The 25,553-nt window shown below is 65.9% G+C and carries 22 protein-coding genes and 4 tRNA genes; 6 read left to right on the top strand and 20 right to left on the bottom strand.

Going from position 1 to position 25,553, the window contains the following annotated elements; genetic code table 11:
* Positions 1 to 93: 93 nt before the first annotated feature.
* Positions 94 to 330, top strand: coding sequence for a 50S ribosomal protein L28 (rpmB, locus tag G315_RS0105225; RefSeq protein ID WP_018143937.1), 237 nt, complete (start codon positions 94 to 96; stop codon positions 328 to 330).
* Between the two features lie 12 nt (positions 331 to 342).
* Positions 343 to 513 (top strand): 50S ribosomal protein L33, encoded by a 171-nt coding sequence (rpmG, locus tag G315_RS0105230; RefSeq protein ID WP_017941410.1) that lies wholly within the window; start codon positions 343 to 345, stop codon positions 511 to 513.
* A gap of 246 nt (positions 514 to 759) precedes the next feature.
* On the opposite strand, the gene G315_RS0105235 is transcribed toward rpmG, so the two are convergent.
* Positions 760 to 990 carry a hypothetical protein gene (locus G315_RS0105235; RefSeq protein WP_018143938.1) on the bottom strand — a complete coding sequence of 77 codons (231 nt, stop codon included), beginning with the start codon at positions 988 to 990 and terminating at the stop codon, positions 760 to 762.
* A gap of 375 nt (positions 991 to 1,365) precedes the next feature.
* Here G315_RS0105235 and G315_RS0105240 point away from each other — a divergent pair, with 375 nt between their 5' ends.
* From G315_RS0105240 to mutM, 3 genes are read left to right on the top strand one after another with little or no spacing between them, the layout of a single operon-like run.
* Positions 1,366 to 2,580, top strand: a complete 1,215-nt coding sequence (locus G315_RS0105240) for an EAL and HDOD domain-containing protein (RefSeq protein ID WP_018143939.1) — start codon at positions 1,366 to 1,368, stop codon at positions 2,578 to 2,580.
* Positions 2,581 to 3,531, top strand: coding sequence for a hypothetical protein (locus G315_RS0105245; RefSeq protein ID WP_019612050.1), 951 nt, complete (start codon positions 2,581 to 2,583; stop codon positions 3,529 to 3,531).
* Positions 3,524 to 4,339 (top strand): bifunctional DNA-formamidopyrimidine glycosylase/DNA-(apurinic or apyrimidinic site) lyase, encoded by an 816-nt coding sequence (gene mutM / locus G315_RS0105250; protein ID WP_018143941.1) that lies wholly within the window; start codon positions 3,524 to 3,526, stop codon positions 4,337 to 4,339. Before G315_RS0105245 ends, mutM begins: the two co-directional genes overlap by 8 nt.
* Positions 4,340 to 4,479: 140 nt before the next feature.
* Here mutM and G315_RS0105255 read toward each other — a convergent pair whose 3' ends face one another.
* From G315_RS0105255 to G315_RS0105270, 4 genes are read right to left on the bottom strand one after another with little or no spacing between them, the layout of a single operon-like run.
* Positions 4,480 to 6,096, bottom strand: coding sequence for an ABC transporter ATP-binding protein (locus G315_RS0105255; RefSeq protein WP_019612051.1), 1,617 nt, complete (start codon positions 6,094 to 6,096; stop codon positions 4,480 to 4,482).
* Entirely contained in the window at positions 6,097 to 7,365 is a 1,269-nt protein-coding gene (locus G315_RS0105260) for an ABC transporter permease (RefSeq protein WP_019612052.1), read from the bottom strand. It lies immediately after the preceding gene.
* Positions 7,358 to 8,737 (bottom strand): ABC transporter permease, encoded by a 1,380-nt coding sequence (locus G315_RS0105265; protein WP_018143944.1) that lies wholly within the window; start codon positions 8,735 to 8,737, stop codon positions 7,358 to 7,360. The genes G315_RS0105260 and G315_RS0105265 overlap by 8 nt, the downstream gene beginning before the upstream one ends.
* Positions 8,738 to 8,784: 47 nt before the next feature.
* Positions 8,785 to 10,644: a peptide-binding protein gene (locus tag G315_RS0105270; RefSeq protein ID WP_019612053.1), complete on the bottom strand. Its 1,860-nt coding sequence runs from the start codon at positions 10,642 to 10,644 to the stop codon at positions 8,785 to 8,787.
* Positions 10,645 to 10,897: 253 nt separating this feature from the next.
* On the opposite strand from G315_RS0105270, the gene G315_RS0105275 reads away from it, so the two are divergent.
* Positions 10,898 to 11,698 (top strand): enoyl-ACP reductase, encoded by an 801-nt coding sequence (locus G315_RS0105275; protein ID WP_018143946.1) that lies wholly within the window; start codon positions 10,898 to 10,900, stop codon positions 11,696 to 11,698.
* 120 nt (positions 11,699 to 11,818) lie between these two features.
* Here the strand turns inward: G315_RS0105275 and G315_RS0105280 are convergent, their stop codons facing one another.
* The 15 genes from G315_RS0105280 to pal form a co-directional block, all read right to left on the bottom strand.
* The gene (locus tag G315_RS0105280; RefSeq protein ID WP_019612054.1) at positions 11,819 to 13,708 is read right to left on the bottom strand and encodes a SurA N-terminal domain-containing protein; all 1,890 of its coding nucleotides are present in this window, start codon (positions 13,706 to 13,708) and stop codon (positions 11,819 to 11,821) included.
* 484 nt (positions 13,709 to 14,192) lie between these two features.
* Positions 14,193 to 14,269: transfer RNA gene (locus G315_RS0105285), tRNA-Asp, on the bottom strand.
* 36 nt (positions 14,270 to 14,305) lie between these two features.
* Positions 14,306 to 14,381, bottom strand: a tRNA-Val gene (locus G315_RS0105290).
* Positions 14,382 to 14,392: 11 nt separating this feature from the next.
* Positions 14,393 to 14,665: an HU family DNA-binding protein gene (locus G315_RS0105295; RefSeq protein WP_018143948.1), complete on the bottom strand. Its 273-nt coding sequence runs from the start codon at positions 14,663 to 14,665 to the stop codon at positions 14,393 to 14,395.
* A 260-nt stretch (positions 14,666 to 14,925) separates the two neighbouring features.
* Positions 14,926 to 17,391: an endopeptidase La gene (gene lon / locus G315_RS0105300; protein ID WP_018143949.1), complete on the bottom strand. Its 2,466-nt coding sequence runs from the start codon at positions 17,389 to 17,391 to the stop codon at positions 14,926 to 14,928.
* Positions 17,392 to 17,473: 82 nt separating this feature from the next.
* Positions 17,474 to 18,754 carry an ATP-dependent Clp protease ATP-binding subunit ClpX gene (gene clpX / locus G315_RS0105305; protein ID WP_018143950.1) on the bottom strand — a complete coding sequence of 427 codons (1,281 nt, stop codon included), beginning with the start codon at positions 18,752 to 18,754 and terminating at the stop codon, positions 17,474 to 17,476.
* Positions 18,755 to 18,896: 142 nt separating this feature from the next.
* Positions 18,897 to 19,538 carry an ATP-dependent Clp endopeptidase proteolytic subunit ClpP gene (gene clpP / locus G315_RS0105310; protein ID WP_018143951.1) on the bottom strand — a complete coding sequence of 214 codons (642 nt, stop codon included), beginning with the start codon at positions 19,536 to 19,538 and terminating at the stop codon, positions 18,897 to 18,899.
* Positions 19,535 to 20,842: a trigger factor gene (gene tig / locus G315_RS0105315; RefSeq protein WP_018143952.1), complete on the bottom strand. Its 1,308-nt coding sequence runs from the start codon at positions 20,840 to 20,842 to the stop codon at positions 19,535 to 19,537. The genes clpP and tig overlap by 4 nt, the downstream gene beginning before the upstream one ends.
* Before the next feature lie 82 nt (positions 20,843 to 20,924).
* Positions 20,925 to 21,011, bottom strand: a tRNA-Leu gene (locus G315_RS0105320).
* 122 nt (positions 21,012 to 21,133) lie between these two features.
* Positions 21,134 to 21,209 (bottom strand) — tRNA-Lys (locus G315_RS0105325).
* A gap of 139 nt (positions 21,210 to 21,348) precedes the next feature.
* A complete protein-coding gene (locus G315_RS0105330; RefSeq protein ID WP_019612055.1) occupies positions 21,349 to 22,617 on the bottom strand; it encodes a YeeE/YedE family protein in 1,269 nt (422 codons plus the stop codon).
* Positions 22,618 to 22,741: 124 nt separating this feature from the next.
* Entirely contained in the window at positions 22,742 to 23,428 is a 687-nt protein-coding gene (queC, locus tag G315_RS0105335; protein WP_018143954.1) for a 7-cyano-7-deazaguanine synthase QueC, read from the bottom strand.
* A 1-nt stretch (position 23,429) separates the two neighbouring features.
* Positions 23,430 to 24,125 carry a 7-carboxy-7-deazaguanine synthase QueE gene (gene queE / locus G315_RS0105340; protein WP_018143955.1) on the bottom strand — a complete coding sequence of 232 codons (696 nt, stop codon included), beginning with the start codon at positions 24,123 to 24,125 and terminating at the stop codon, positions 23,430 to 23,432.
* Positions 24,122 to 24,964 (bottom strand): tol-pal system protein YbgF, encoded by an 843-nt coding sequence (gene ybgF, locus G315_RS0105345; RefSeq protein WP_026181992.1) that lies wholly within the window; start codon positions 24,962 to 24,964, stop codon positions 24,122 to 24,124. Before ybgF ends, queE begins: the two co-directional genes overlap by 4 nt.
* A 15-nt stretch (positions 24,965 to 24,979) precedes the next feature.
* Positions 24,980 to 25,534: a peptidoglycan-associated lipoprotein Pal gene (pal, locus tag G315_RS0105350; RefSeq protein WP_019612056.1), complete on the bottom strand. Its 555-nt coding sequence runs from the start codon at positions 25,532 to 25,534 to the stop codon at positions 24,980 to 24,982.
* Positions 25,535 to 25,553: the final 19 nt, after the last annotated feature.

The following is a 25,553-nucleotide window of genomic DNA, read 5'->3' on the forward strand; positions in this document are numbered from 1 at the left end:
TTCCCGAATTGATCAGCGCCTCCCTTGCACCCGCCCCGGGGCTACGCTATAGTCCGCCGTCTTTCTGGTAGACCCAAATTCCGGAGTCCCCCGATGGCCCGAGTATGTCAGGTGACCGGCAAACGCCCGGCGACCGGTAACAACGTTTCTCACGCTCACCGCAAGACGCGGCGGCGCTTCCTGCCCAATCTGCATTTCCACCGTTTCTGGGTGGAGAGCGAGAACCGCTTCGTACGCCTGCGCCTTAGCTGCAAGGGCATGCGGATTATCGACAAGCGCGGCATCGACGCGGTCCTGGCGGACTGCCGTGCCCGCGGTGAAAAGGTCTAAGGAGGCTTCACGATGGCTGCCAAGTCCGCACGCGACAAGATCCGCCTGGTGTCCTCCGCCGGCACCGGGCACTTCTACACCACGTCCAAGAACAAGCGGAACATGCCCGAGAAGATGGAGATCAAGAAGTTTGATCCCGTCGTCCGCAAGCACGTGATGTACAAGGAAGCCAAGATCAAGTAATCGCGCCCATCGGCTCGATTGCCTGACAACAGGCGAAAAAAGGCCCGGCCCGCCTACGCGGATCCGGGCCTTTTTGTGTTGGCGCGAGCGCGGTCCGTACCGGAAAACGCATTCGTGTTAACGCACCGTTCCCCACTTGCCACTCGGCTCGCGGGGCTCGGCCACGCCTCGCTCAACGCGCCCGGTCGGCGCTCGAGATCAACTCGAGCGCGTATGCATCCAGCCATATCCCCCGTTGACGCGGGCTCAGACCGGATCCGGCTGCCCGCCGTCCCCTGGTGTCGCGGCACCCTCGGCGGCGGTTTCTGCCCAGCGCGTCATCACGCGGCCCCAGCGGTGAGCCGTCGCCGGGTCCAGTTCGATCTTGGTATAACGCCCGCCATCGCGGATAATAACCCGCAGCAGCGGGACCCCCGAGTCGTGCAGGATCTGGCGCAACTCCACGACTTCTCCAAATGGCGCATCAATCGAATCCATGGTGCTTATGTCCCTCCCGAGCCGGCCTGCTGCACGCAGTCGTGGCCGCCCATCTGTTTTTGACCAAGGGAAACACTGATTTAATGTACACGCTCGCGTTGGTACCCCAGGTTTTCCGCGACCCGGCGCGTCGTGCAGCGGGTAGCGGTTCTACCTGCAAGCGGCGCAACGCAGGACCGGGGAACCTGGGGCGTCAACCCCACAAGTTATTGAACGCCACGGCTGGACCGCCCGTTGTTGACGAAAACGGGCGTGCGCACGGCGTTGCGGCTCCCTTGTGCAGAGTGACTGCACGGCAGTCAGCGCGCCTTGTTCGCACGCCAAAGCGACTCGAGCCCGAGCGTGTACATTAATCAGTGTTTCCCTAGCGCAAGCATGCAACCAATTTTTGTCGGCCGGCAACCCATCTTTGACGATCAGGAGAATCTGGTCGGCTTCGAGCTCCTGTTTCGCGCCGGGCACCTGGATGCCGCTTCGGTCACCGACGGCGACCTGGCCACCTCCGATCTCCTGCGCAGCGCCTTCATCGACATCGGTCTCCAACACCTGGTCGGCAAACACCTGGCCTTCGTCAATCTCACCCGCGGCTTTCTCGAACACGAGGTCATCACCAGCCTGCCACCGGAACAGGTCGTGCTGGAGATCCTCGAGGATATCGAGATCGACGCCGAGGTCATCGCCGCGGTACGCCGACTGAAGGCCCGGGGCTTTCGCATCGCACTGGATGACTACCAGTTTCAGGAGAGCCATTCCGAGCTGGTCGAACTGGCGGATCTGGTCAAGCTCGATGTGCTCGCCCTGGGCGGCCAGCGCCTGGAGCAGGAAGTCACCACCCTGGGCGCCTTCGACGTGGAACTGCTGGCCGAGAAGGTCGAAACGGCCGAGGCCTATGCTCGCTGCCAGGCCCTTGGCTTCAGCCTGTTCCAGGGCTTTCACCTGTCCTTCCCCCACGTGATCGAGGGGCAGCGCCTGGAGAGCCTGGAAGTGGCCCTGCTGCGCCTCCTGCGGGCGCTACAGGCGCCGGATCCGACGCCGGCCGAGCTGGAGGAACTGATCGCCGCCGAGCCCGGGCTCGCGATCCAGCTGCTGCGCATCGCCAACAGCCCGGCCTATCGCGGCTCTCGCCCGACCGATTCGCTCTACAACGCGATCCTGCGCCTGGGCCAGGGGCGCATCAAGCGCCTGGCGATGCTGATGGTACTGCGAGGTACCGGCAATCCCACCCACGGGCTCGAGCAGGTCATGATCCGTGCCCGTATGGGCATGCTGATGGCGCGCGCCCTGGGCCTGCACCCCGAGGAGTGCGAGCGTTACTTCACCCTCGGCATGCTCTCCGGGATGGATCGCGTGCTGGGGGTACCGCTGCGACACATCCTGGGCGAACTCCGCCTGTCCACCGAAATGGAACAGGCCCTGATGGAAGGCGCAGGACCGCTGGCACCGCTGCTGGCGACCATCGCCGCCTTCGAAGGCCCGACACCCCCGCTGGACAGCACGAATGCCCCGGTCCCGGCGCCGGTCTCCAGCCGCCTTTACCTGGAGGCCGTACGCTGGACCGAGGATTTGCTCGCCTCGCTGGCGGAGAACTAGATGCCCCCCCTTACCCTGCGCAGCCAGCTCATGCCGGAAGCCGCCGCCGGCCCCGATACGGGAATGCACATCCGGCTGCGCGAACCCGCCGGGATCGACAGCGGGCCCGGCCACCTGGAGATCCGCCCGGGCCTGCACCCCCTGGCGCCGGATCACTATGTCGAGTACTGGACCGCCAGCGGCACGCCAACGCCGATCCACGAGGGGCCCGTCCGCCTGCTGGAACACGAGGACGTCCTCTTCGCGACCTGGAGCGGACCGGATAACGGTCTCCGGGAGCAGACCGAATACGCCTACCGCGCCCTGCTAGCCGCCTGCCGAGCGCGCGGCTTCGAGCATTTGGCACGCGTGTGGAACTACTTTGGCGACATCCATACCGAGGAGGACGGGCTGGAACGCTATCAGGCCTTCTGCATGGGCCGCGCCACCGCGCTTGAGGCCCTGGAGATACCGCTGGCCAGCATGCCCGCCGCCACGGCCATCGGGAGCGACCAGCGCCAGCTGGTCATCTACCTGATCGCCACTCGCACCCCGGCCGATTCCCTGGAGAACCCGCGTCAGGTCAGCGCCTATCATTACCCGGCGCGCTACAGCCCGAAGAGCCCGACCTTCGCCCGCGCGACCCGCCTGGAAACCGCGGACGGCCCCCTCATCCTGCTCTCCGGCACCGCCAGCATCGTCGGCCACGAGAGCCGTCACCCCGACGACGTTGTCGCCCAGACACGCGAGACCCTGGCCAACTTGCGGTCCCTGCATGACACCGCTGGCCACGAACTGCCACACCCGGCCTGGCTGCGCGTCTACCTGCGACATCCGGAAGATCGGCCGAAGGTCGCCGCGGTCCTCGCCGAGCACTACCACGACGTCCAACCGGGGCCGATCGTCCAGTGGGTCCGCGGCGACGTCTGCCGGCGCGAGCTGCTGCTGGAAATCGAGGGCGTGCATGCCTGAACTGCCCGAGGTCGAGACCACCCGGCGCGGGCTCGCCCCCCTGCTGGCCGGGCGCCGCATCACGGCCTTCGAGGTCCGCGAGCCGCGCCTGCGCTGGCCGGTGCCGCCGGAGCTGGTGCAGCAACTGGCCGGCGCCCGGGTCCGCAGCCTGACCCGGCGCGCCAAATACCTGTTGCTGGAGACCGATCGTACCGGCCTCCTGCTGCATCTCGGGATGTCCGGGAGCCTGCGCCACTGCACGCCGGAGACGCCTTTGCGCCGGCACGATCACCTGACCCTGCACCTGGACAACGGCTACCAGGTTCGGCTGCACGACCCGCGCCGCTTCGGCTGTTGCCTGCCGCTCCCCGAGGGCGCCGGACCCCACGCCTTGCTGGCCGACCTCGGCCCGGAACCCCTGGACCCGGAATTCGATGGCGACTCCCTGTTCCGCCGCAGCCGCGGCCGCCGGGGCCCGGTCAAGGCCTTCATCATGGACCAGGCGATCGTGGTGGGAGTGGGCAACATCTACGCCACCGAGGCCCTGTTCCTCGCCGGCGTTCGGCCCGGGCGCGCGGCCGGACGCATCACGCGCGCCGAATACGAGCGCCTGGCAAGCCACATCAAGGCGGTGCTGGCGGCGGCCATTGAACAGGGCGGGACCACCCTGCGCGACTTCCTGCACGAGGACGGCACCCACGGCTACTTCCGCCAGTCGCTGCGCGTCTACGGCCGCGCCGGCGAGCCTTGCCCGGTCTGCGCCGAGGTATTGCGCACGCGCCGCATCGGCCAGCGCGCCAGCAGCTACTGCCCCGCCTGCCAGAAGTAGATCGACCCCACACGGGTCAGCGGCCGTTGTTCACCGCACAGGGCACGGAACACACGCAGAGAACACCAGGAAAGGATTCGCTGCGGTAAGCGACCCGCAACCGCCAGACGGCGGCCGTGCACCGCACAGCGCGGGCGGGCTTACAGATAACGCGAGACGCGCGGCACGGCATCCAGCAGGTGGCGGGTGTAGTCGGCCTGCGGATTGGCCAGCACCTCGGCGGTGGCGCCGATCTCCTCCATGCGCCCGTCGTGCATCACCAGCATGCGGTCGGAGAAGTACTCGACCACGCCCATGTCATGGGTGATGAAGATCATCGCCAGACGTCGCTCCGCGCGTAGCCGGCCCAGGATCTGCAGCACCTCTGCCTGGACGGATACGTCCAGCGCGCTGGTCACCTCGTCGCAGATAATCACGTCCGGGTCCAGCACCAGGGCGCGCGCGATCGCGATACGCTGGCGCTGACCACCGGAGAACTCGTGCGGATAGCGCCACAGGGTGTCCTCCGGCAACGCCACCTGATCCAGCACCTTCCCGGCCAGCGCAATCCGCTCATCCTGATTGGCGCCGATGCCGTGCACCGCCATCGGCTCGGTCAGCAGCGTCAGTACGTTCAGGCGCGGGTTCAGCGACGAGGCCGGGTCCTGGAACACCACCTGCAGATGCCGCCGCAGCCGGCGCAACGGCTTGCGTGCCATGTGGGTCAACGACTCGCCCCGGTAGCGGATCTCGCCACCGGTCGGCTCGATCAGGCGCAGGATCGCGCGGCCCAGGGTGGTCTTGCCACAGCCGGACTCCCCCACTACCGCCAGCACCTCGCCGTTCTCCAGCTCGAAACTGACGTCATCCACCGCCCGCACCACATCCACCTGGCGACGCATCAGGCCCTTCAGCACCGGGAAGTGCACCTGCAGGCCGGACACCTGCAACAGCGCTTCGCGCCCCGCGCCCGGCACCGGCGGCAGCGGTGGCAGGTTCTCCGGCAGCGCCTGGATCAGCTTGCGGGTGTAGGCGTCCTGCGGAGCGCGCAACAGCGGCAGGCATTCCCCCTGCTCCACCAGGCGCCCCTGGCGCATCACCGCCACGCGATCAGCCACCGAGGCCACCACGCCGAAGTCGTGGGTGATCAGCAGGACCGCCATGCCGTTCTTCTCGCGCAGGTGGTCGATCAGCTTCAGGATCTCGGCCTGAATGGTCACGTCCAGCGCGGTGGTCGGCTCGTCCGCGATCAGCAGATCCGGTTCGGCGACCAGGGCCATGGCAATCATCACCCGCTGGCGCTGGCCGCCGGAGAGCTTGTGCGGGTACTCGTCGCGGCGCTGTTCGGGGTTCGGCAACTGCACCTCGCTCAAGACCTCGAGGGTGCGCGCCGCGCGCTGCTCCGGACTCATCTGCGGGCGATGCAGGCGCAGCACCTCCTCGATCTGATCGCCCACCTTCAGCACCGGATTCAGGGAGGTCATCGGCTCCTGGAAGATCATGCCGATGCGGTCGCCGCGCACATGCTGCATCACCGCGCCTGGAAGCCCCAGCAACTCCTGGCGGCCTTCGCGTCCGGCCAGCCAGGCCTCGCCCGAGGGCCTCTCGAACCCCGCATCCAGCAGACGCATGATGGCCAGCGCCGTGATCGACTTGCCGGAGCCCGACTCCCCGACCAGGGCAAACAGCTCGCCCGCGCGGATGGCGAAGCTCACATCCTCCACCAGCGTTGCCTCGCCGTCGCGGTGGCGGATCTGCAGATTGCGCACCTCCAGCATTCAGCGCACCCCGCCGCTGGTGGCGCTGGTGGCCCCGGCCGCCGGACGCGCGCCGTCATCGCGATTGGCAGTGCGCGCCGCGGAGCGGGCATGCGGGTCCACCGCGTCGCGCAGGGCCTCGCCGATCAGGTTGTAGGCGAACACGGTCAGGAAGATCGCGCCCCCGGGGAAGGCCGCCATCCACCAGTTGAAGGTGGAGCTCTGTACCGCCTGGTTCAGCATCTGGCCCCAGGAGGGATCGTCTACCAGGCCCAGGCCGAGGAACGACAGCGTCGCCTCGGCGAGGATCGCAGAGGCGACGCCAAAGCTCGCCGCGACCAGGATCGGTGCGATGCCGTTCGGCAGCATGTGCCGGAACAGGATGGACGGCAGCGACAACCCCGAGGCGATGGCCCCCTGCACGAAGTCCTGCTGGCGCAGGCGCAGGAACTCGGCGCGCACGTAACGGGCGTAGCCGGACCATGAGGTCAGCCCAATGATCAGCATCATCAGGTACAACGAACGCCCGAAGAAGGCGACGAAGGTCAACAGCAGGAACAGCGTCGGGATGGCCTCGAAGATCTCCACCAGGCGCATCCCGATCATGTCCACGATCCCCGAGAAATAGCCCATCAGCCCGCCCAGGATCACCCCGATCCCCAGCGCAATCCCGGTCGCGATGAAGCCAATGGACAGCGCGATGCGCGTGGCGTGGATCATGCGCGAGAGCACGTCGGCGCCGGTATCGTCCGTACCGAACCAGTGCACCCGATCCGGCGACTCGCGCGGGGCCTCCAGCCCGGTATCGGCGTAATCGCGCAGGTAGTCGCGCGGCGAATACGGGATCGGCGCGCGGATTACCCGCTGATACTCGCCCAGCACCTCGGCCTCGCGGTACTGCTCGTGAATCACCAGCGACGGCGGCGACACTGTCTGCCAGGCCACCACGCCCAGCACCGCGCCCAGCACCGCCCAGAGACCGAAGCGCCGCCATGGCCGCCCGGGCAGACGCCAGAAGATCAGTGCCAGCACCAGCAGACCAAACAGGGTGACGTCCGCCGCCGTCAGGTAGCGCAGAAATGGCAGCGCCCACGCGCCGTCGGCGGTCTGCACCAGCAGCGGGTGGGAATTCGCCAGCACCGGCGCGAGGACCGCGACCAGGGTCAGCAGCGCGATCCAGCCAATCCCGAGGCGGGCGCCCCAGCGCAGCAGGATCTCGCCCACCACGCGCCGGGCCCAGGAACGGCTGCGGCGATCCGCCTGCTGCGCGTTGTGCGCGGTCTCAGTCATAGCTCACCCGCGGATCGACGATGGCGTAGGCCAGATCCGCCAGCAGATAGCCCACCAGGGTCAGCACGCCGGAGATCAGGGTGATCGACAGTACCAGCTCGCGGTCGCGCGTCTGCACGGCCTCCACCGCCAGCTTGCCCATGCCATCAATGGAGAAGATCGCCTCCACGATCACCGAGCCGGCCAGCAGCGAGGGCAGCAGCGTGGCCGACACGGTGATCAGGGGCAGCAGGGAATTGCGGAACACGTGACGCCACAGCACGTCGTGCTCGGCCACCCCCTTGGCGCGCGCCGTACGCGCGTAATCCGAGGTCAGGTTCTCCAGCACCGCCGAACGCGAAAGCTTGGCCAGGAATGCCAGCCCGCCGTAGGACAGGCACAGCACTGGCAACACCAGGTGCCAGGCCCGGTCCAGCAGGAAGCCCGGCACCATATGGCCCGGCGCCAGGCCCAGCGCCAGCGCCAGCCCGGCACCCAGCCCCAGGGTGCCCAGATAAAACCCGCGCAGGACGCCCCAGTCACTGTGCGCCATCATCCAGCCCACTCCGCCCCCGAGAAGCACGGCCACTGCGGTACTGACCATCCCGGCCGGTGCCAGATCGCGGAACATCAGCCAGCCGCAGACGGCCCCGAGTGCCGCCCCGACCCCGCCGCGGATACGGGCGGGCAGGTAGCGCGCAAGGTAGATCCCCAGCGCCACCCCCAGAAACGGCAGGATCAGCAACAACGGCAACGCCCAGACCACCTCCACCGTGGGCAGGAAAGTCATGTCCAGCGCCGCGCGCTGGCTGAGCCCCCCGGTGGGGAACCACTGCCAGAACTGGTCGGAGGCAAAGAAGCCGATCAGCAACACGCCGGCCAGCATGGTCGGCACCGACCACAGGGCCAGCAGCACGACGCCAGACTGCGAATCGAAGGCCTGGCCATGCTGGGTGGCCGCGCGCACCCCCACCGCAACCGCGACGATGTAGATCAGCGGGATGGAGAGCACGTTCAGCAGCAACGTGATCGGCAAGCGTTCGGCCACCAGATCGATCACCGGCCGGCCATAGCGGAAACTGGTGCCCAGATTGGGGACCTTGAAGTGTGGCCAGCCGGTGAGCGAGCCGTCCGCGTCCTGGGCAAATCCGATCGGCGAGATGTTGTTCAGCCAGCGCCCGAACTGCACCGGGGCCGGCTGGTCCAGCCCGTAGAGCTGGTTGTAGTAGTCCTCCATCGCCTTCTGTGCCTGGGGCTCCAGGCCCTGGCCTTCGACCAGCGTCAGGGCGCTGATCCCACCGGGTGCGGCCGCCATCACCGCAAACACGACCACGGTGATCCCGAACAGGGTCGGCACCATCAGGAGCATGCGACGCAGGATGTAGGTCAGCATCGCGTGCGGCGCTCCCCTGCCGCTTCAGCTTCCATGGGCATCGCCGGCTACTGCCCGTACCGTTGCGATTCGAACGGGACGTAGATCTCCAGCGGCACCGCCCCCAGGTTGAGCCCCAGCGCGGTCTGCTCCAGGTTCTGGATGCGTCGGTCGATGAAGGCCAGGGTCTGGCGCCGCATCAGGAAGGTATACGGCTGGTCCTCGTGCAGGATGCGCTCGGCTTCGCGCCAAAGCTCCATGCGCGCGGGCTCGTCCACCTCGCCACGCGCCGCCTCGATCACCGCATCCAGCTCGGGATTCTGGTAGTGGATGAAGTTGTCGCCACCGGAAACCACCTGACTGGAGTGGAACATCTGGTAGATATCCACCTCCACACCGCTGGTCCAGCCCAGGGTGATGGCATCGAAATCCTGGCGGGTGAGTTGTTCCAGCATCACCGACCACTCGGTCGGCGACGGGCGCATCTCGATCCCGGCACGCGCAAAGAGGTCGCGCAGGAACAGCGCGATGCGGCGGGTGTCCTCGTTGTCCTGGAAATACGACAACTCGAAGGAGAACGGCTCGCCGTCCTCGTTGACCAGCACGCCATCGCGATTGCGTTCGCGGAAGCCGGCCTCGGCCAGCAGCTCCAGGGCGCGCTCGACATCATAGGGGATCGGATCGAGATCCGGATTGTGCTGATCGCTGCGCGGTGAAAACGGGGAGATCGCGCGCTCGGCATACCCCAGCATGACCTCCTCGATCAGCCGGTCAACGTCGGTCAGGTAGCTCATCGCCTGGCGCACCCGCGGGTCGGCGAAACGCGTCGGCTCGCCATCGCGCTGCTGGTTCCAGGCAATGTACGAATAGCCGGCCGTGGGGCTCATGTACTCGTGGGTATCCGCGCGCTCGCGCAGGGCCTCGTCGTCGCGCAACCGGGCATACTCGCGCGGGCGCGCCCCGTACACGTCGATATCGCGATTGCGGAAGGTGGTCAGACGCGCACTGTCATTCTGGATGACCCGCCACACCAGACGATCCAGCGGCGGCTCCACCGGCCCCCAGTAACGCGGGTTGCGCTCCAGTTCGATACGCCCAGCGTCCGGGGTCCAGCCGGTCGGATCCTCGAGGCGGTAGGGCCCGGACCCAAGCAGGATGCCGCGTGACTCGTTGAAGGTCTCCGGGTCACCGAGATAGCGCTCGTAGAAGTGCTTCGGCAATACGTCGAGCCCCCCGGCCACCCGCATCGCATCGAAGTACGGCTCCTCGAAGGTGAACCGGACCGTGCGCTCGTCCAGTGCTTCCACCGCCTCGACCTTCTCCAGAAAGGCACGCGCCCGCGGCACCGCGATGGCATCGGTCATCAGGAAATCAAAGGTGAACTCGATGTCCGCGGCCGTCAGGGGCTCGCCGTCGGAGAACTGAGGCCCCGGGCGCAGGCGGAAGGTCAGCTCGGTCCCGCTGTCGTCGAACTCCCAGGATTCGGCCAGCAACCCCTGCCACTCCAGCGTCTCCGGGTCGCGCACCACCAGCGACTCCAGCACGTAGTTCTGCACCTCGGAGGCATAGGCATCGGAGGAGACATACGGCGTGATGGTCGCCAGGCCCGTGCCAAAGGCCTGCACCAGCCAGTCACCCTCGGCGTAGTCCTCCTGCTCGGCCGCGCGCGCCGCGCGCCGGAACGCCGAGGGGACATCGTCCGCCCGCGCGGCACGCTCGCCATCCATCCCGGCGAAGCGCCCGGAGGCAAGGTCGGATTCCAGGCCCTGCAGGCTGCGCCGCAATGCACGGAGATCCCGGGCCTGCTCGGTCATGGTGCTCTGCATGGAGGCCATGCGTTGCCACTGGCGGTCGATCTGGACCATCACCAGCAACAGCAGGATACCCAGCACGATCAGGGTCACGATCCAACCAAAATGACGACTCACAAGGCCTCCGGGTTGCTGCGGTGGCAGTCCGGCAGGCCCGATTCCGGGGCGCCGGGTGGGCGGCCCTGAAGACCGCAAGTGTTCGCACTATAGCAAGCCGCTCCCTCCGGCTCATCGGGTGCTGGCCGCACTTGCGGCACATCGGTATGATCCCGAAGACAGTCGCGTCCGTCCCCGGTTCCGCTCGCGGTCGGGCGCCGTCGAGACGACCCGCCCGGGTGCGTCGGCACGGATCAGAATCAAGGAGTTTTACATGGGTTTTCTCAAGGGCAAACGCGCACTGATCGTCGGCGTGGCCAGCAACCGTTCCATCGCCTACGGCATTGCCGCGGCCATGCATCGCGAGGGCGCCGAACTCGCCTTCACCTACCAGAACGAACGCCTGCGCGATCGCGTCGAGAAGCTGGTTGCGGATTTCGATTCCGACATCCTTGTGCCCTGTAACGTCGAGGACGATCGCGAGATCGAACAGGTCTTCGAGCACCTGGACAATTACTGGGACGGCGTCGACATCCTGGTGCACTCGGTCGCTTTCGCGCCCAAGGAGCAGCTGGAGGGGGACTTCCTCGACAACATGACCCGCGACGGCTTCCGCATCGCGCACGATGTCAGCTCGTACAGCCTGGCCGCGCTGGCCAAGGCCGGGCGCGGCATGATGAAGGACCGCGACGCCTCCATCCTCACCCTCAGCTATCTGGGTGCCGAGCGCTCGATGCCCAACTACAACGTGATGGGCCTGGCCAAGGCGAGCCTGGAGGCCAATGTGCGTTACCTGGCCTACACCCTGGGGCCGGAAAGCACCCGGGTGAACGCGATCTCCGCGGGTCCGATCCGGACCCTGGCGGCCTCCGGCATCGGCGACTTCAAGCGCATCCTGGATCACGTCCAGGCCAACGCGCCGCTGCGCCGTAACGTCACCACGGATCAGGTCGGCAACGCCGGCGCCTTCCTCTGCTCCGACCTTGCCTCCGGGATCACCGGCGAAGTGATGTACGTCGACTCCGGCTACAACACGGTCGGCCTGGGCGCAGCCGAGATCGGCCTCGAAACATAAGGCGACCCTGCGCTACCCGGGCGATCCCGGGTACCAGAAAAAAGCCCGGCACCGCGCAAGCGGGCCGGGCTTTTTCGTGGTCGGGAGCGCACCAAGCGCCCCCTCACGGTTCTACGGCGACTAGTCGAGCGCGTCGGGGAAGCGCTTGATCTCCGCCTGCTCTTCCAGCCATGCGAGATAGGACCGGAACTCGGCACTCCCGTAGGCGTTGCCAATCTGGTCGCGCGCCTGCTGGCGCGCCGCAGTATCCACTGCGTCCTCGCCCATGCGTACGGCTTCCAGCACGGTCACCGCGAAGTCACCATCCCCGACCCGGGCGCCGGCAATCTCCACTGCGCCCTCGCCTGGCGCCGGCAGCCGGAACAGGTGGTCCTGCAACCCGGTTGGCAGTTCGGTCGCCCGTTCACGGGTGATCTCGACCGACCGACTCCATTCTCCGTTCTCCACGGCCTCGGCGGTCCAGTCATCGGCTTCGCGCAGTTGCTCGATCAGGGCCTCTCCCGCCTCACGCGCGGCATCCGCAGCGGCCTGACGCTGCAGGCGCTCGCGGATCTCGTCCTCCACCTCCGCCAGCGGGCGCACCTCGGCCGGCTCGTGCTCATCGACACGCAGGATCACGGTGGAACGGTCCTGCAGGTCGATCGCCTCGCTGTTGTTGCCGTCCTCCAGTACCCGCGGGTCAAACGCCGCATCGCGGATGGAACGATGGCGGGCGATGCCATCGCCCGAGCCGCGGGAGAACCAGTCGCTGGTCTGGACCTCCAGGCCCGTTGCGTCGGCGGCCGGCTCCAGAGTGTCCGGAAACTCGATTGCCAGTGCCATCAGGTCGTCCAGGGCGTCGATCTGCATCTGCTCGGCCGTCCGGTCGCGTAGATCCTGCTCGACCTCCTCGCGCACCTCTTCGAACGGCTGCGCCCGGGATTCCTGGATCGAGGTCACCTCAAGGATGAACCAGCCACGATCCGTTCGTACCGGCTGGCTGATGAGGTCCTTCGGCAGGGTGAAAATGACGGTCTCCAGGGTGGAATCCAGATCGCCCCGGGCGACCTCGCCCAGGCTGCCACCACGGTCGGCCGTCAGGCTGTCTTCGGAGTATTCCTCCGCCAGGTCGCCGAAGTCCTCGCCATCATCCAGGCGACTACGCAGTTCACGGATACGTTCCTCGCCATCCTCGTCGGTATCCTGGATGCGGATCTGGCGCACCTCACGCAGTTCCGGCTCTTCGTAGCGGCTGCGATTGACCCGGTAGTGTTCGCGCACCTGATCCTCGGTGACATCGACCCCGGCCTCGAGGCCTTCCGGGTCCAGGCGCAGATAGCTCACCCGCACCCGTTCCGTGGTCGTGAAGTCTTCCGGATTGGCGTCGTAATAGTCGCGGATCGCGTCGTCATCCACCACATCCGGACGATCAAAGTCGTCCGCGGCGAAGACCTTCCAGCTCGCAACCCGCGTCTGGTTGCGCAGGCGGCTGTAATCCTCCACCAGGGCTTCCGGCACCACGCCCGTGGCCTGGATGCCACGCTGAATTTGCGACATGACAATACTGCGGGCGATGTCCTGCTCGAAGTCGGCCGGGCTGATGCGCTGGGCATTCAACAACTGGCTGTAGCGTTCGCGGCTGAAGCGGCCCTCCTCCTGAAACACCGGCATGCCGCGGATCTCGCGCAACACGCTGTCGCCCGCCGCCTTGAAGCCGGCGGAATCGGCCGCCTGGCGCAGCAGTTCCTGGCGGATCAGGGTCTCCAGCGCCTGCAGGCGGATGCCCTGCTCGTCCAGCACGTCATCCGGGATCTCGCCGCCAAACATGCGCGCCATCTCGTCGCGCTGGGCGCGGGCCTCCTGGTGCACGTCGCGCACCGCGATATCCGTGCCGTTCACCTCGGCGGCGACCAGCGGGCCCGCCCCGCCGAAATACTCGCCCAGGCCCCACAGGGCAAAGGGGATGGTGATCAGGCCAATGATCACATAGGCGAGCCAGCCGCTCGCCCGGTCACGAATCGCTTGCAACATGATGGTCTCTGCTCACTCCGGCAATTAGGAGGAAAACGGGAATCAGCGGCCGATGGTAGCAGGCACGCCCGCGCGCGTCTGCGCCTGGGCTCGGGTGTCTCCCACGAAGCGGCCGATGGCACGAAGAAGGGCCCGACCAAGAGCGTCTACCGGAAGATCAGAAGACTGGAAGGGAGGCGCGGCGAAAACCTGACCTCCTGGACGGGTCTCCTCGCATGAAGCCTTGCGCACTCTCGTGCCGGCGCCGATCGCTGTGGACATACCTCGGAGCCGTCGGCCCGGAGGATCGGACCTCGCATTCGATGCGCTCGCGCGATGACAGTGCCCGGCCCCGGACTCCCGGAAATGCGTCTCGGGCTTTGTTCCGCCCTTCCCACGTTCCGGTCGACTGCTGTGGACCTTGGTCTGGCCCAAAGACGTGGCTTCGAGCGCTCCGTGGCAGCCAACAAAGAAAAAGGCGCCACAAGGGCGCCTTTCTCAGAGATGGCGGAGCGGACGGGACTCGAACCCGCGACCCCCGGCGTGACAGGCCGGTATTCTAACCAGCTGAACTACCGCTCCGTATTCGTGCAGCGCAACCAGGGTCAGGGTTGCACTTGGTGGGTGCTGACGGGTTCGAACCGCCGACATTCGCCGTGTAAAGGCGACGCTCTACCAACTGAGCTAAGCACCCCATAAAGCGCGCTAGTTTACTCGATCCTTGAGCGCTTTACCAGCCTTGAACGAAGGCGTTTTCGACGCGGCAATCTGAATGCTCTCACCGGTACGCGGGTTACGGCCGGTGCGGGCTTCGCGCTCGCGCACCAGGAAGGTACCAAAGCCCACGAGGGAGACCTGGTCACCCTTGGCGAGGGTATCGCCGACCACACTCACCAAGGCATCCACGATGTTGCCGGCCTGGGCCTTGGGAACATCGGCTTCCGCCGCGATCGCGTCGATCAATTCGGATTTATTCATGAAGCGCTTCCTTATCTCAGTGGTGACTCAGGCTTTCTGCCGGACGGGGCCTAGCTTACACCAGCCGGGGACCTTTTCTCCATGGCCCCGCGACTGCCCTCGGCACGAAATCAGATGATGCGCATGGGGTTATAGCAAGCCCCCCGAAAAAGTGTCAAACGCCCGCCCGGCGGGGCCCTCGGGCTGGCTTGAACCAGCACACAAAAAACCGCGGGCGCCGATGAATCCAGCGCCCGCGGTTTCGCACCAATTACAGATGCTTAGTGATGCCGGACCCGACGGCGACCGGATTCCTTGGCCGGCTTGACGACTTCCTCGACCTTCTCCGGCGTTTCCCCGGCCTTGCCTTCCGGCATGTGGGTCAGCGCGAGCTCGAGGACCTCGTCGATCCAGCGCACCGGACGAATATCCAGCTTCTGCTTGATGTTCTTCGGGATGTCGACCAGATCCTTCTCGTTCTCTTCCGGGATCAGGACGGTGCGAATCCCTCCGCGGTGGGCGGCCAGCAACTTCTCCTTCAGGCCCCCGATCGGCAGAACCTGACCACGCAGCGTGATCTCGCCGGTCATCGCGACATCCGCACGCACCGGGATACCGGTCAGTGCCGAGACGATCGCGGTGCACATGCCGATGCCCGCGGACGGGCCATCCTTCGGCGTCGCGCCCTCCGGCACGTGGATGTGCAGGTCCTTCTTCTCGTGGAAGTTCTCCTCCAGGCCCAGGGCCTCGGCGCGCGAGCGAACCACGGTCAGGGCGGCGTGGATGGACTCCTGCATTACATCGCCGAGCTTGCCGGTCTGCTGGGTCTTACCCTTGCCCGGGACCACGCTGGCTTCGATGGTCAGCAGCTCGCCGCCGACCTCGGTCCAGGCGAGGCCCGTGACCTGACCGACCTGATCGTTTTCCTCGGCCAGGCCGAAGCGGAAGCGACGCACGCCGAGATATTTCTCCAGCGTCTTGGGTGTGACCGAGGTGGTGCGTGCCCGCTCCTTCTCGCTGGCCAGCAGACGCTGCTTGGCCACCTTGCGGCAGACCTTGGCGATCTCGCGCTCCAGCGAGCGCACGCCCGCCTCGCGGGTGTAGTAGCGCACCATGTCGCGCACCGCCGAATCGGAGATCTGGATCTCGGCCGGCTTCAGGCCGTTGGCCTTGATCTGCTTGGTCAGCAGGTAATTGTGCGCGATGTGGACCTTCTCGTCCTCGGTGTAGCCGGACAGGCGGATGACCTCCATACGGTCCAGCAACGGCCCGGGGATGTGCATGCTGTTGGCCGTGGCCACGAACATCACGTCCGACAGGTCGAAATCGACCTCCAGGTAATGGTCGCTGAAGGTGTGGTTCTGTTCCGGATCCAGCACCTCGAGCATCGCCGAGGCCGGGTCACCGCGGAAGTCCATCGCCATCTTGTCGATCTCGTCGAGCAGGAACAGGGGGTTGCGCACCCCGACCTTGGCCAGGTTCTGGATGATCTTCCCCGGCAGCGAGCCGATGTAGGTCCGGCGATGGCCGCGGATCTCGGCCTCGTCGCGCACCCCGCCCAGCGCCATGCGCATGAACTTGCGATTGGTCGCGCGGGCGATGGATTGCCCCAGCGAGGTCTTGCCAACCCCGGGCGGGCCGACCAGGCACAGGATCGGGCCCTTCAGCTTGCGCACGCGGGACTGCACCGCGAGGTATTCGAGGATGCGTTCCTTGACCTCTTCCAGGCCGTAGTGGTCCTCGTTGAGGATCTTCTCGGCGCGCGTCAGGTCCTTGCTGACCCGGGTCTTTTTCTTCCACGGGACGTTGACCAGCCAGTCGATGTAGCTGCGCACGACCGTAGCCTCGGCCGACATCGGCGACATCATCTTCAGCTTGTTCAGCTCGGCGGTGGCCTTCTTCTTGGCCTCCTCCGGCATCCCCGCCTTCTCGATCTTGTCGGCCAGGTCTTCCTGCTCGTTCGGCGCGTCCTCGAGATCCCCCAGCTCCTTCTGAATGGCCTTCATCTGCTCATTCAGGTAGTACTCGCGCTGGGACTTCTCCATCTGCTGCTTCACGCGGCCACGGATCTTCTTCTCGATCTGCAGCACATCCATCTCGCCCTCGATCTTGGCGACCAGGTGCTCCAGGCGCGCGCGCACATTGGCGATCTCGAGGACTTCCTGCTTCTCCTCCAGCTTCAGCGACATGTGCGCGGCAATGGTGTCGGCCAGGCGCGAGGTGTCGTCGATCCCGGCCAGCGAGGTCAGGATCTCCGGCGGGACCTTCTTGTTCAGCTTGATGTACTGCTCGAACTGATTCAGCGCGGAGCGGCCGAGGATCTCCAGCTCCTTGTCCTCGGTGTCGTATTCCTCGTCGATCAGCCGGATGTCGGAGACGAAGTAGTCCTCCTCCTTCTCGACATTGCCGGTAGTGGAGATATCCATCACATGGGCGCGCTGGGCACCCTCCACCAGCACCTTGATGGTGCCGTCGGGCAGGCGCAACAGCTGCAGGATATTACCCAGGGTGCCGATCTGGTGCAGATCGCCGGCCTCCGGCTCGTCGACCTCCGCGCTCTTCTGCGCGACCAGCAGCACCTGCTTGTTTTCGGCCATGGCCGAATCCAGCGCCCGGATCGACTTCTCGCGACCCACGAACAGCGGGATGACCATGTGGGGATAGACCACGACATCGCGCAGCGGCAGGACCGCGACGCGCTTGACGGGGGAGTCCACCTCGTTCTGGGAGGAGTGGGTATCGGTCATGTTGCCCCCTAAGGGCTGGACGAATGTACAGGAGGAAGTGGGGGCGGCGGCGCCCGTTTCAAGAGCGCCGCAACACTTCCGCTCAGGAATCCGCAGCAGCCTGCTTCTTGGCGAACGAGTCGTTCTCGTAGACCAGGTACGGCTCGGCATCGCCACGGATCACCGCCTCGTCGATCACCACCTTGCTGACCCCCTCCATGGAAGGCAGCTCGTACATGGTGTCGAGCAGGATGTTCTCCATGATGGTGCGCAGACCGCGCGCACCGGTCTTGCGGGCCATCGCCTTGTGGGCGATCGCGGACAGGGCATCGTCGCGGAACTCGAGCTCCACGCCCTCCATCTCGAACAGGCGCGCGTACTGCTTGATCAGGGCGTTCTTCGGCTGGGTCAGGATCGTGATCAGTGCGTCCTCGTCGAGCTCGTCCAGCGTCGCCTGCACCGGCAGGCGGCCAACGAACTCGGGGATCAGGCCATAGCGCACCAGGTCATCGGCCTCCAGCTGCTTCAACCACTGGCCACCGGACTTGGCCGCCTCGGTGGTGCGCAACTCGGCGCCAAAGCCGATCCCGCCCTTCTCGGCGCGCTGCTGGATCACCTTCTCCAGCCCGGAGAAGGCACCGCCACAGATGAACAGGATATTGCTGGTATCGACCTGCAGGAATTCCTGCTGCGGGTGCTTGCGCCCGCCCTGCGGCGGCACCGAGGCGGTGGTGCCCTCGATCAGCTTCAGCAGGGCCTGCTGCACGCCCTCGCCCGAGACGTCACGGGTGATGGACGGGTTGTCCGACTTGCGCGAGACCTTGTCGATCTCGTCGATGTAGACAATGCCGTTCTCGGCCTTCTCGACGTCGTAGTCGCACTTCTGCAACAGCTTCTGGATGATGTTCTCGACATCCTCGCCCACGTAGCCAGCCTCGGTCAGCGTGGTGGCATCGGCAATGGTGAACGGGACATTCAGCACCCGCGCCAGGGTCTCGGCCAGCAGCGTCTTGCCGGAGCCGGTGGGGCCGATCAGCATGATGTTCGACTTGGACAGCTCGACATCATCCTTGCCGGCCCGGGCCTGCAAGCGCTTGTAGTGGTTGTACACCGCCACCGAAAGGATCTTCTTCGCGGAGTTCTGGCCGATCACGTAGTCGTCGAGGATCGCGCGGATCTCGTGCGGGGTCGGCAGGGAATCACGCTCGGCGTGCCCCGCTTCCTGCATCTCCTCGCGGATGATGTCGTTGCACAGCTCGACGCACTCGTCGCAGATGAATACGGATGGCCCGGCGATCAGCTTGCGCACCTCGTGCTGGCTCTTTCCGCAGAAAGAACAGTACAGGAGCTTGCCGTCGGCGGGGGGGGTTGTTTCGTCGCTCATCCGTTTGCCTCGGTTGCGATTTCAGTGTTCTTCAGAACATGCCCCGTTTGCCTGGCAGTTGCAAACGAGCCAAGCGGAAGTCCGGTATTGACGCCCCCGCCCCGAAACGGTGCTCGGGGGCGAGCTTGCGAACAACGCGAACTCAATCGCTCGCGGAGTCGCGATGGGTCAGCACGTGGTCGATCAGGCCGTATTCCTTCGCGTCGACCGCGGTCAGGAAACGGTCACGATCGGTGTCCTCCGCGATCTTGTCGATCGACTGGCCGGTATGATGGGCCAGCACACGGTTCAGCTCATCGCGGATCTTCAGGATCTCGCGGGCGTGGATGTCGATATCCGAGGCCTGGCCCTGGAAGCCGCCCAGCGGCTGATGGATCATCACGCGCGAATGCGGCAGGGCATGCCGCTTGCCGGCGGCACCGCCCGCCAGCAGCAACGCGCCCATGCTGGCCGCCTGGCCGACACACAGGGTGCTGACCTCGGGCTTGATGAACTGCATGGTGTCGTAGATCGCCATGCCGGCGGTCACCGCGCCACCCGGAGAGTTGATGTACAGGCTGATTTCCTTGTCCGGGTTTTCCGACTCGAGGAACAGCAGCTGGGCCACGATCACGTTGGCCATATAGTCCTCGACCGGACCCACGCAGAAGATCACTCGATCCTTCAGCAGGCGGGAGTAGATGTCGTAGGCGCGCTCGCCGCGGGCGGTCTGCTCGACCACCATCGGTACCAGGTTCAGGCCCTGGGCGTGTTGTGCGCCCTGGTCGGCCATATCGTGGCTCATTCAGTCGACTCCTTGTTCGGATTCATCACGTCCTGGAAGCTGGTTTCCTTCTCGGTGACCTTGCCCTGCTCGAGCACCCAGTCAACCACCTGATCTTCCAGCACCAGTGACTCCAGGTTGCTCTTCGCCTGGGGATTGGAGCGGTAGTACTGCTTCACCTCTTCCGGATCCTCGTAGGTCGCCGCCATCTCCTCGAGATCGCGCTCGACCCGCTCGGCGTCCACCTCGAACCCCTTCTGTTCGATGATGGCACGCAGCGCCAGACCCAGACGCACGCGGCGCTTCGCCTCTTCCTCGAACAGGCTGTCCGGCAGCGGCTGCGTCTGCTCGGCGCCGCCGAAGCGCTTCTCGGCCTCTTCGCGCAGGCGGTTGACCTCAGACTTCACCAGGGCATCCGGAAGATCGAAGTCGTGCTTGTCGACCACGGCCTCCAGTACCTGCTGCTTGACCCGGCCCTTCAGGGCCTGACGCAGTTCCCGCTCCATATTGGACCGCACATCGGCGCGAAGTTTCTCGACCGAGCCGTCTTCGATCCCGAATTTCTTGGCGAACTCCTCATCCACCTCCGGCAGCTTGGGCCCCTCGACCTTCTTGATGGTCAGCGCGAACTGCGCGGTCTGGCCCTTCAGGTTCTCGGCCGGGTAGTCGTCGGGGAAGGTGACATCAATGGTCGGCTCCTCGCCGGCCTTCACGCCCGTGAGCTGCTTCTCGAAGCCCTCGATCAGGCGCCCGGCGCCGAGCTCGATCTGGAAGTCTTCGGCCTTGCCGCCCTCGAACTCCTCGCCGTTCAGGCTGCCGACGAAGTCCAGCGTCACCCGGTCGCCTTTCTTGGCCTTGCGCTTGACCTCGGCCCACTCCTTGTTCTGCTCGCGCAGGGAGTCGATCACGCGATCGATGTCCTCGTCCCCGACCTCGGCCACCGGGCGTTCGATCTCGACGCCGCTGAAGTCAGCCACGGCCACTTCCGGGAACACCTGAAAGCTGGCGGTGAACTCGATCGCGTCGTCGCCTTCCAGATTGGTCGGCTCGATGCTCGGGTTACCGGCCGGCTCCAGGCCCTCCTGCTGCACCGCCTCGCGGTAGCTTTCCTGCAGGACTTCGCTCATCACCTCCTGGTACACCCCGGAGCCGTAGCGCTGGCGCACGACCTTCAGCGGGACCTTGCCCGGGCGGAAGCCGTCCAGCTTGACCCTTTTGGCGAGGGACTTTAGGCGATTGTCGACCTCGGTATCGATCCGCTCGGAGGGGACCTGGATGGTCATCTTGCGTTCCAGGTTGCCGGTGGCTTCAACAGAAACTTGCATGGAGGGCCTCGTCATAGTTCGGTAATCGGTCATCCCTGCCGATCGCAGTGGTAACCTTCATGGCTGGTCGGAATGCAGACAGTGGTGCGAAAGGAGAGACTCGAACTCTCACGGGTTTTACCCCACTGGGACCTAAACCCAGCGCGTCTACCAGTTCCGCCACTTTCGCGATCTTGCAGAAAACTCTTGTTGCGTTCGCGCGTTAGCCGCGCATTCTAGCGTGTTCCCCACCCACAAACACAAAGAGCCCGTATAGACGGGCCCTTGTGCCGGTGCGGGGACCGGAGAAAATGGTGGGTCGTGTAGGATTCGAACCTACGACCAATTGGTTAAAAGCCAACTGCTCTACCAACTGAGCTAACGACCCTTTTCGGTTCGGCCCGGAGCGAACATCTGGATCGCCCTGGCCGTTGCAAAGTCGAAGGCCCGGGATCGCCGGGCCTCCAGTGCCGCGTAGTTTACGGCGCGACGGGGAAAACGCAAGACGCGCCCCCGTCGCTAGGCCATCAGATGGCTTCCAGCTTGCGCATGCCACCCGGCAGCAGCTTCATGTCCACCAGCGAGGTGATCAGCGCCTTGCCGAAGCTGGCCTCGTCTTCGTAGACCATCTTGTAGTACTGGATCTTCATGGTCAGCGCGGCGCCGAAGACGATCATGATGAACGTCAGGAAGCCGCCCAGGGCCAGCGTGGAGATGCCGGTGATCCCCTGGCCAATGGTGCAGCCCATGGCCAGCACCCCACCGAAGCCCATCAGGATCCCGCCCACGAAGTGGTTGACGAAGTCGCGCACCGAAGCGAACCACTCGAAGCGGAAGGCACGCGTGACCAGGGCCCAGAAGAAGGAACCCAGGATCACGCCGGCCAGCGCCATCACGCCAAAATACAGGACGGTGTTGTCGAAGCCGCTCGACACGTAGCGCAGGCTCTGTCCCATCGGGTTGATGAAGGTGAACGACTGGTTGGCCCAGGGGGCACTCTCGGCCGGACGCTCACCGGCGTCGGCATCCGCCACGAAGTCCCAGTCAGAGACATAGGCTTGCGGGGTGTAGGTGTCCATGCCGTCATCGACCTGGATGTTGCTGGTCAGCCACCAGGCGCCCAGCACCACCAGACCGATCACCAGCCCCCCCAGGATATTGTCAAAGCTGCGACGGAAGTCCGCGGCCTTGAAGATCAGGGCCAGCAGCAGCACGCCGATCACCAGACCCAGCACCAGGCGCGCGGTCAGGCCGTTCTCTTCACCGGCCACCAGCGTGCCCAGATCCTGGCCCGCCGGGGTGGAGATCGCCAGCGCGGTGGTCCAGTCCATGAACAGCAGGGAGTACAGGGTGTCGGACGTGCCCGGGAACGGGCGCACCATGAAGTACGCGATGATCGCGATCACGATCAGTACCATCAGCGACTTGATGTTACCGCCGCCGACGCGCACCAGGGTCTTGTTACCGCAACCCGAGGCATAGGTCATGCCGATCCCGAACAGGAAGCCGCCCAAGGCGTGCTCGACCCACTGGAATTCGGTCATGCGATAGTTGGGGAAGGAGCCATCCGCGCTCAGCACGCCGAAGAACTCGAGGATCGCCACGCCCAGCATGGCCACGGCAATCGCCAGCAACCAGGAACGCATGCGTCCGGTATCGCCCATGTTCACCCAGTCGGACACGGCGCCCATGGTGCAGAAGTTGGTCTTGTTCGCCACGGCTCCCATGATGAAGGCGAGGATGAACGCCCCACCCAGGAACGCCATTGCGGCAGTCGAAAAACTGGAGAATTCCATCACGTATCCTCTCGATGAAAGATTTCAGGGCACGCCTGCACCCATGGGGTGCGCAGCATACATCGGACGCTAGACGAGATCGAGCCCGCTTTCATTCCTGCCCGAGGCATTCCGGGGCCGCGGCTCAGTCGGGGACATAGCGAGTCGGGTCGGGGACACCGGCGGCCGCGAAGCCCTCGCGGCGGATGCGGCAGCTGTCGCAGCGCCCGCATGCGCGGCCGTCGGCGTCGGCCTGGTAGCAGCTGACCGTCTGGCTGTAGTTGACCCCGAGGCGGACCCCGGCCTGGATGATCTCGGCCTTGGACCGGTGCATCAGCGGCGCCCGCACCTCCCAGGGCGTGCCCTCCACCCCGCTGCGGGTCGCCACCCGGGCGAGGTCGCGGAAGGCCTCGATGAAGGCCGGACGACAATCCGGGTAGCCGGAGTAGTCCACCGCATTGGCCCCCACATACAGCAGGCGCGCGTCCAGAGTCTCGGCAAACCCCAGGGCGAGCGCCAGAAACACCGTGTTGCGTGCCGGCACGTAGGTCACGGGGATACCCTCGGTCGGTGCCGTGGGCACGGCGATCGCGGCGTCCGTCAGTGCGGACCCACCAATCGCGCTCAGATCCACCGCCACTACGCGGTGATCCGTCACGCCCTGGGCGGCGGCTACGCGCCGCGCGGCATCCAGCTCCGTGTGATGGCGTTGACCGTAGTCGATCGACAGGGCGTGACAGTCCAGCCCCTCGGCGCGGGCCATGGCCAGGCAAGTCGCCGAATCGAGCCCGCCCGAGAGCAGCACCACGGCCTTCTCCGCGCGCTCACCCATCTCAGCGCCCCGGCTGGTCGCCCCAGAGGAGCTTGTGCAGCTGCATCTGAAAGCGAACCGGGAGACGTTCCGCGATGATCCAGTCGGCCAGGGCCCTCGGTTCCAGTTCGCCGTACACCGGCGAGAACAGGACCTCGACCTCCGGGGCCAGCGCCAGACGCTCCAGCTCGGCTCGCGCCCAGTCAAAGTCCTCGCGCCCGGCCAGCACGAACTTCAGCTGGTCGCCGGCCCTCAGCCGAGGGATGTTGTCGGGGTGGTTGCGAGCGGATTCCTGCGACGCTGGCGCCTTCCAGTCCATCACGATGGCCACCCGCGGATCGACACCCGCGATCGCCATCGCCCCGCTGGTCTCCAGCGAAACACTGAAACCGGCATCGCACAGGCCCTCCAGCAGCGGCAGACAGCCCGGCTGCGCGAGCGGCTCACCGCCCGTCACGCAGACATGCCGGACCCCGGCACGCCCGACCCAGTCGAGGATCGTCGCCAGCATCAGGGCCTCGCCACCCTCGAAGGCGTATTCGCTGTCACACCAGCGACAGCGCAGCGGGCAACCGGTCAGGCGCACGAAGGCGGTGGGCCAGCCCACCTGCGCCGCCTCCCCCTGCAGGGAGACGAACATCTCGGTGATCCTCAGCCGCACCGCGGCCGGATCGATCACCCCGGCGCCCCGGGCATCGCGCAGCGTGTCCGTGGTCATTGGCTGTCTTCGATCCGCCGCAGGCGCTCACGGGCCAGGCGATCCAGGGTGGTCCCGCCGTAGTCGGCCCGTACCGCCTCCAGCGCCTCGCGCGCCGCGTCGAAGTTCTGCAGTTCGTAGTGGGCGTAGCCGATCTTCAGCAGGGCATCGCCACCCTTGTCGCTTTCGGGGAAATCCTCTCGCAGCCGCTCGAAATCCTCCAGCGCTGCTTCGAACTCGCCACTGGCGTATTTCGCCTCGGCCAGCCAGTACCAGGCATTGGCGGTGAAGTTGCCCTCGGGGTAGTCCTCGATGAACTGCTCCAGCTTGCGCATGGCGGTGGTGTAATCCCCGGCCATCAGGTCGTCAAACGCCGCCTGATAGGCGGCCTGCTCGTCCGCTTCCGGCAGGTCCAGTTCGACCACTTCCTCCCGCGGCGCAGCATCCGTGGCTACCGCCCCGCTCTCGAACGCGCCCACCCGCTCATCCAGGTGACGGAACTGATCGCGCTGGCGGGTGCTGAGACGGTTCACCTCGTGGCGCAGGGTTTCCACCTCGCCGCGCAGTTCGCGCAGATCCCGACTCAGCGACTCGGAGACCTGCAGCAGTTCGTTCATCGCACTGGAATCCAGCACCCGCTCGACCCGCTCGAGGCGGCGTTCGAGCTGACGGATCTGCGACTGCGTGGCGAACACCGTACCGTCCTGGGCCCCGGCCGTGCCCGGCACCAGGGCCAACGGGGCCAGGGCAAAGGTTACCGCCAGAATGGCGCCAAGAAGAAGGCCCGGACGTCCCGGGCACCGAAACAGAAATGCCCCCGAGGGGGCATTTCCGCAAGACTTGTCGAGCTTTGATTGCATCTGGCTTCCCGTCGCTTAGCGCCGGGATTCGTAGACCAGCTCGACCCGGCGATTCTTGGCCCAGGCCTCCTCGTTCTGCTGGAAGGCCACCGGCATCTCTTCACCATAACTGATGACCTCGAGCTGGTCATCCGAGGCGCCGTTCAGATTCAGCACCCGGCGCACCGACTGCGCCCGGCGTTCGCCCAGAGCCAGGTTGTACTCGCGCGTGCCGCGCTCGTCGGTATGCCCTTCCAGACGCAGGCGCGCACCCGAATTCTGCGAGAGATAGGCGGCATGCGCCTCCAGCATCGGCATGTATTCGGACTTGACCTCGTCGCGGTCGAAATCGAAATACACCAGGCGTTCGGCCAGCGGGCTGTCCGGGTCGTCCAGGGCCGCCGCGTCGAAATCGCGATCTCGACCCAGGCCGCGGGCCTCGGCGGCCTCGCGTTCGGCGCGCGCCTGTTCGGCGGCCGCCTCGCGCTCGGCGGCACGTTCGGCATCCTCGGCATCGCGCGTTGGTGTGGCACAGGCCGACAGGACCGCAATGACGACAGCCGCAAGGGCCAGGCGAAACAGGTTATTCATGGCTTTCGTTTCCTCGAAA

This window comes from Thioalkalivibrio sp. AKL7 (assembly GCF_000381705.1).
Taxonomy (GTDB): Bacteria; Pseudomonadota; Gammaproteobacteria; order Ectothiorhodospirales; family Ectothiorhodospiraceae; genus Thioalkalivibrio; species Thioalkalivibrio versutus.

Excerpts from the sequence above, each read along its gene's own strand:
- rpmB (WP_018143937.1), top strand. The coding sequence starts at position 94 with ATGGCCCGAGTATGTCAGGTGACCGGCAAACGCCCGGCGACCGGTAAC.
- rpmG (WP_017941410.1), top strand. The coding sequence starts at position 343 with ATGGCTGCCAAGTCCGCACGCGACAAGATCCGCCTGGTGTCCTCCGCC.
- G315_RS0105235 (WP_018143938.1), bottom strand. The coding sequence starts at position 990 with ATGGATTCGATTGATGCGCCATTTGGAGAAGTCGTGGAGTTGCGCCAG.
- G315_RS0105240 (WP_018143939.1), top strand. The coding sequence starts at position 1,366 with ATGCAACCAATTTTTGTCGGCCGGCAACCCATCTTTGACGATCAGGAG.
- G315_RS0105245 (WP_019612050.1), top strand. The coding sequence starts at position 2,581 with ATGCCCCCCCTTACCCTGCGCAGCCAGCTCATGCCGGAAGCCGCCGCC.
- mutM (WP_018143941.1), top strand. The coding sequence starts at position 3,524 with ATGCCTGAACTGCCCGAGGTCGAGACCACCCGGCGCGGGCTCGCCCCC.
- G315_RS0105255 (WP_019612051.1), bottom strand. The coding sequence starts at position 6,096 with ATGCTGGAGGTGCGCAATCTGCAGATCCGCCACCGCGACGGCGAGGCA.
- G315_RS0105260 (WP_019612052.1), bottom strand. The coding sequence starts at position 7,365 with ATGACTGAGACCGCGCACAACGCGCAGCAGGCGGATCGCCGCAGCCGT.
- G315_RS0105265 (WP_018143944.1), bottom strand. The coding sequence starts at position 8,737 with ATGCTGACCTACATCCTGCGTCGCATGCTCCTGATGGTGCCGACCCTG.
- G315_RS0105275 (WP_018143946.1), top strand. The coding sequence starts at position 10,898 with ATGGGTTTTCTCAAGGGCAAACGCGCACTGATCGTCGGCGTGGCCAGC.
- G315_RS0105280 (WP_019612054.1), bottom strand. The coding sequence starts at position 13,708 with ATGTTGCAAGCGATTCGTGACCGGGCGAGCGGCTGGCTCGCCTATGTG.
- G315_RS0105295 (WP_018143948.1), bottom strand. The coding sequence starts at position 14,665 with ATGAATAAATCCGAATTGATCGACGCGATCGCGGCGGAAGCCGATGTT.
- lon (WP_018143949.1), bottom strand. The coding sequence starts at position 17,391 with ATGACCGATACCCACTCCTCCCAGAACGAGGTGGACTCCCCCGTCAAG.
- clpX (WP_018143950.1), bottom strand. The coding sequence starts at position 18,754 with ATGAGCGACGAAACAACCCCCCCCGCCGACGGCAAGCTCCTGTACTGT.
- clpP (WP_018143951.1), bottom strand. The coding sequence starts at position 19,538 with ATGAGCCACGATATGGCCGACCAGGGCGCACAACACGCCCAGGGCCTG.
- tig (WP_018143952.1), bottom strand. The coding sequence starts at position 20,842 with ATGCAAGTTTCTGTTGAAGCCACCGGCAACCTGGAACGCAAGATGACC.
- G315_RS0105330 (WP_019612055.1), bottom strand. The coding sequence starts at position 22,617 with ATGGAATTCTCCAGTTTTTCGACTGCCGCAATGGCGTTCCTGGGTGGG.
- queC (WP_018143954.1), bottom strand. The coding sequence starts at position 23,428 with ATGGGTGAGCGCGCGGAGAAGGCCGTGGTGCTGCTCTCGGGCGGGCTC.
- queE (WP_018143955.1), bottom strand. The coding sequence starts at position 24,125 with ATGACCACGGACACGCTGCGCGATGCCCGGGGCGCCGGGGTGATCGAT.
- ybgF (WP_026181992.1), bottom strand. The coding sequence starts at position 24,964 with ATGCAATCAAAGCTCGACAAGTCTTGCGGAAATGCCCCCTCGGGGGCA.
- pal (WP_019612056.1), bottom strand. The coding sequence starts at position 25,534 with ATGAATAACCTGTTTCGCCTGGCCCTTGCGGCTGTCGTCATTGCGGTC.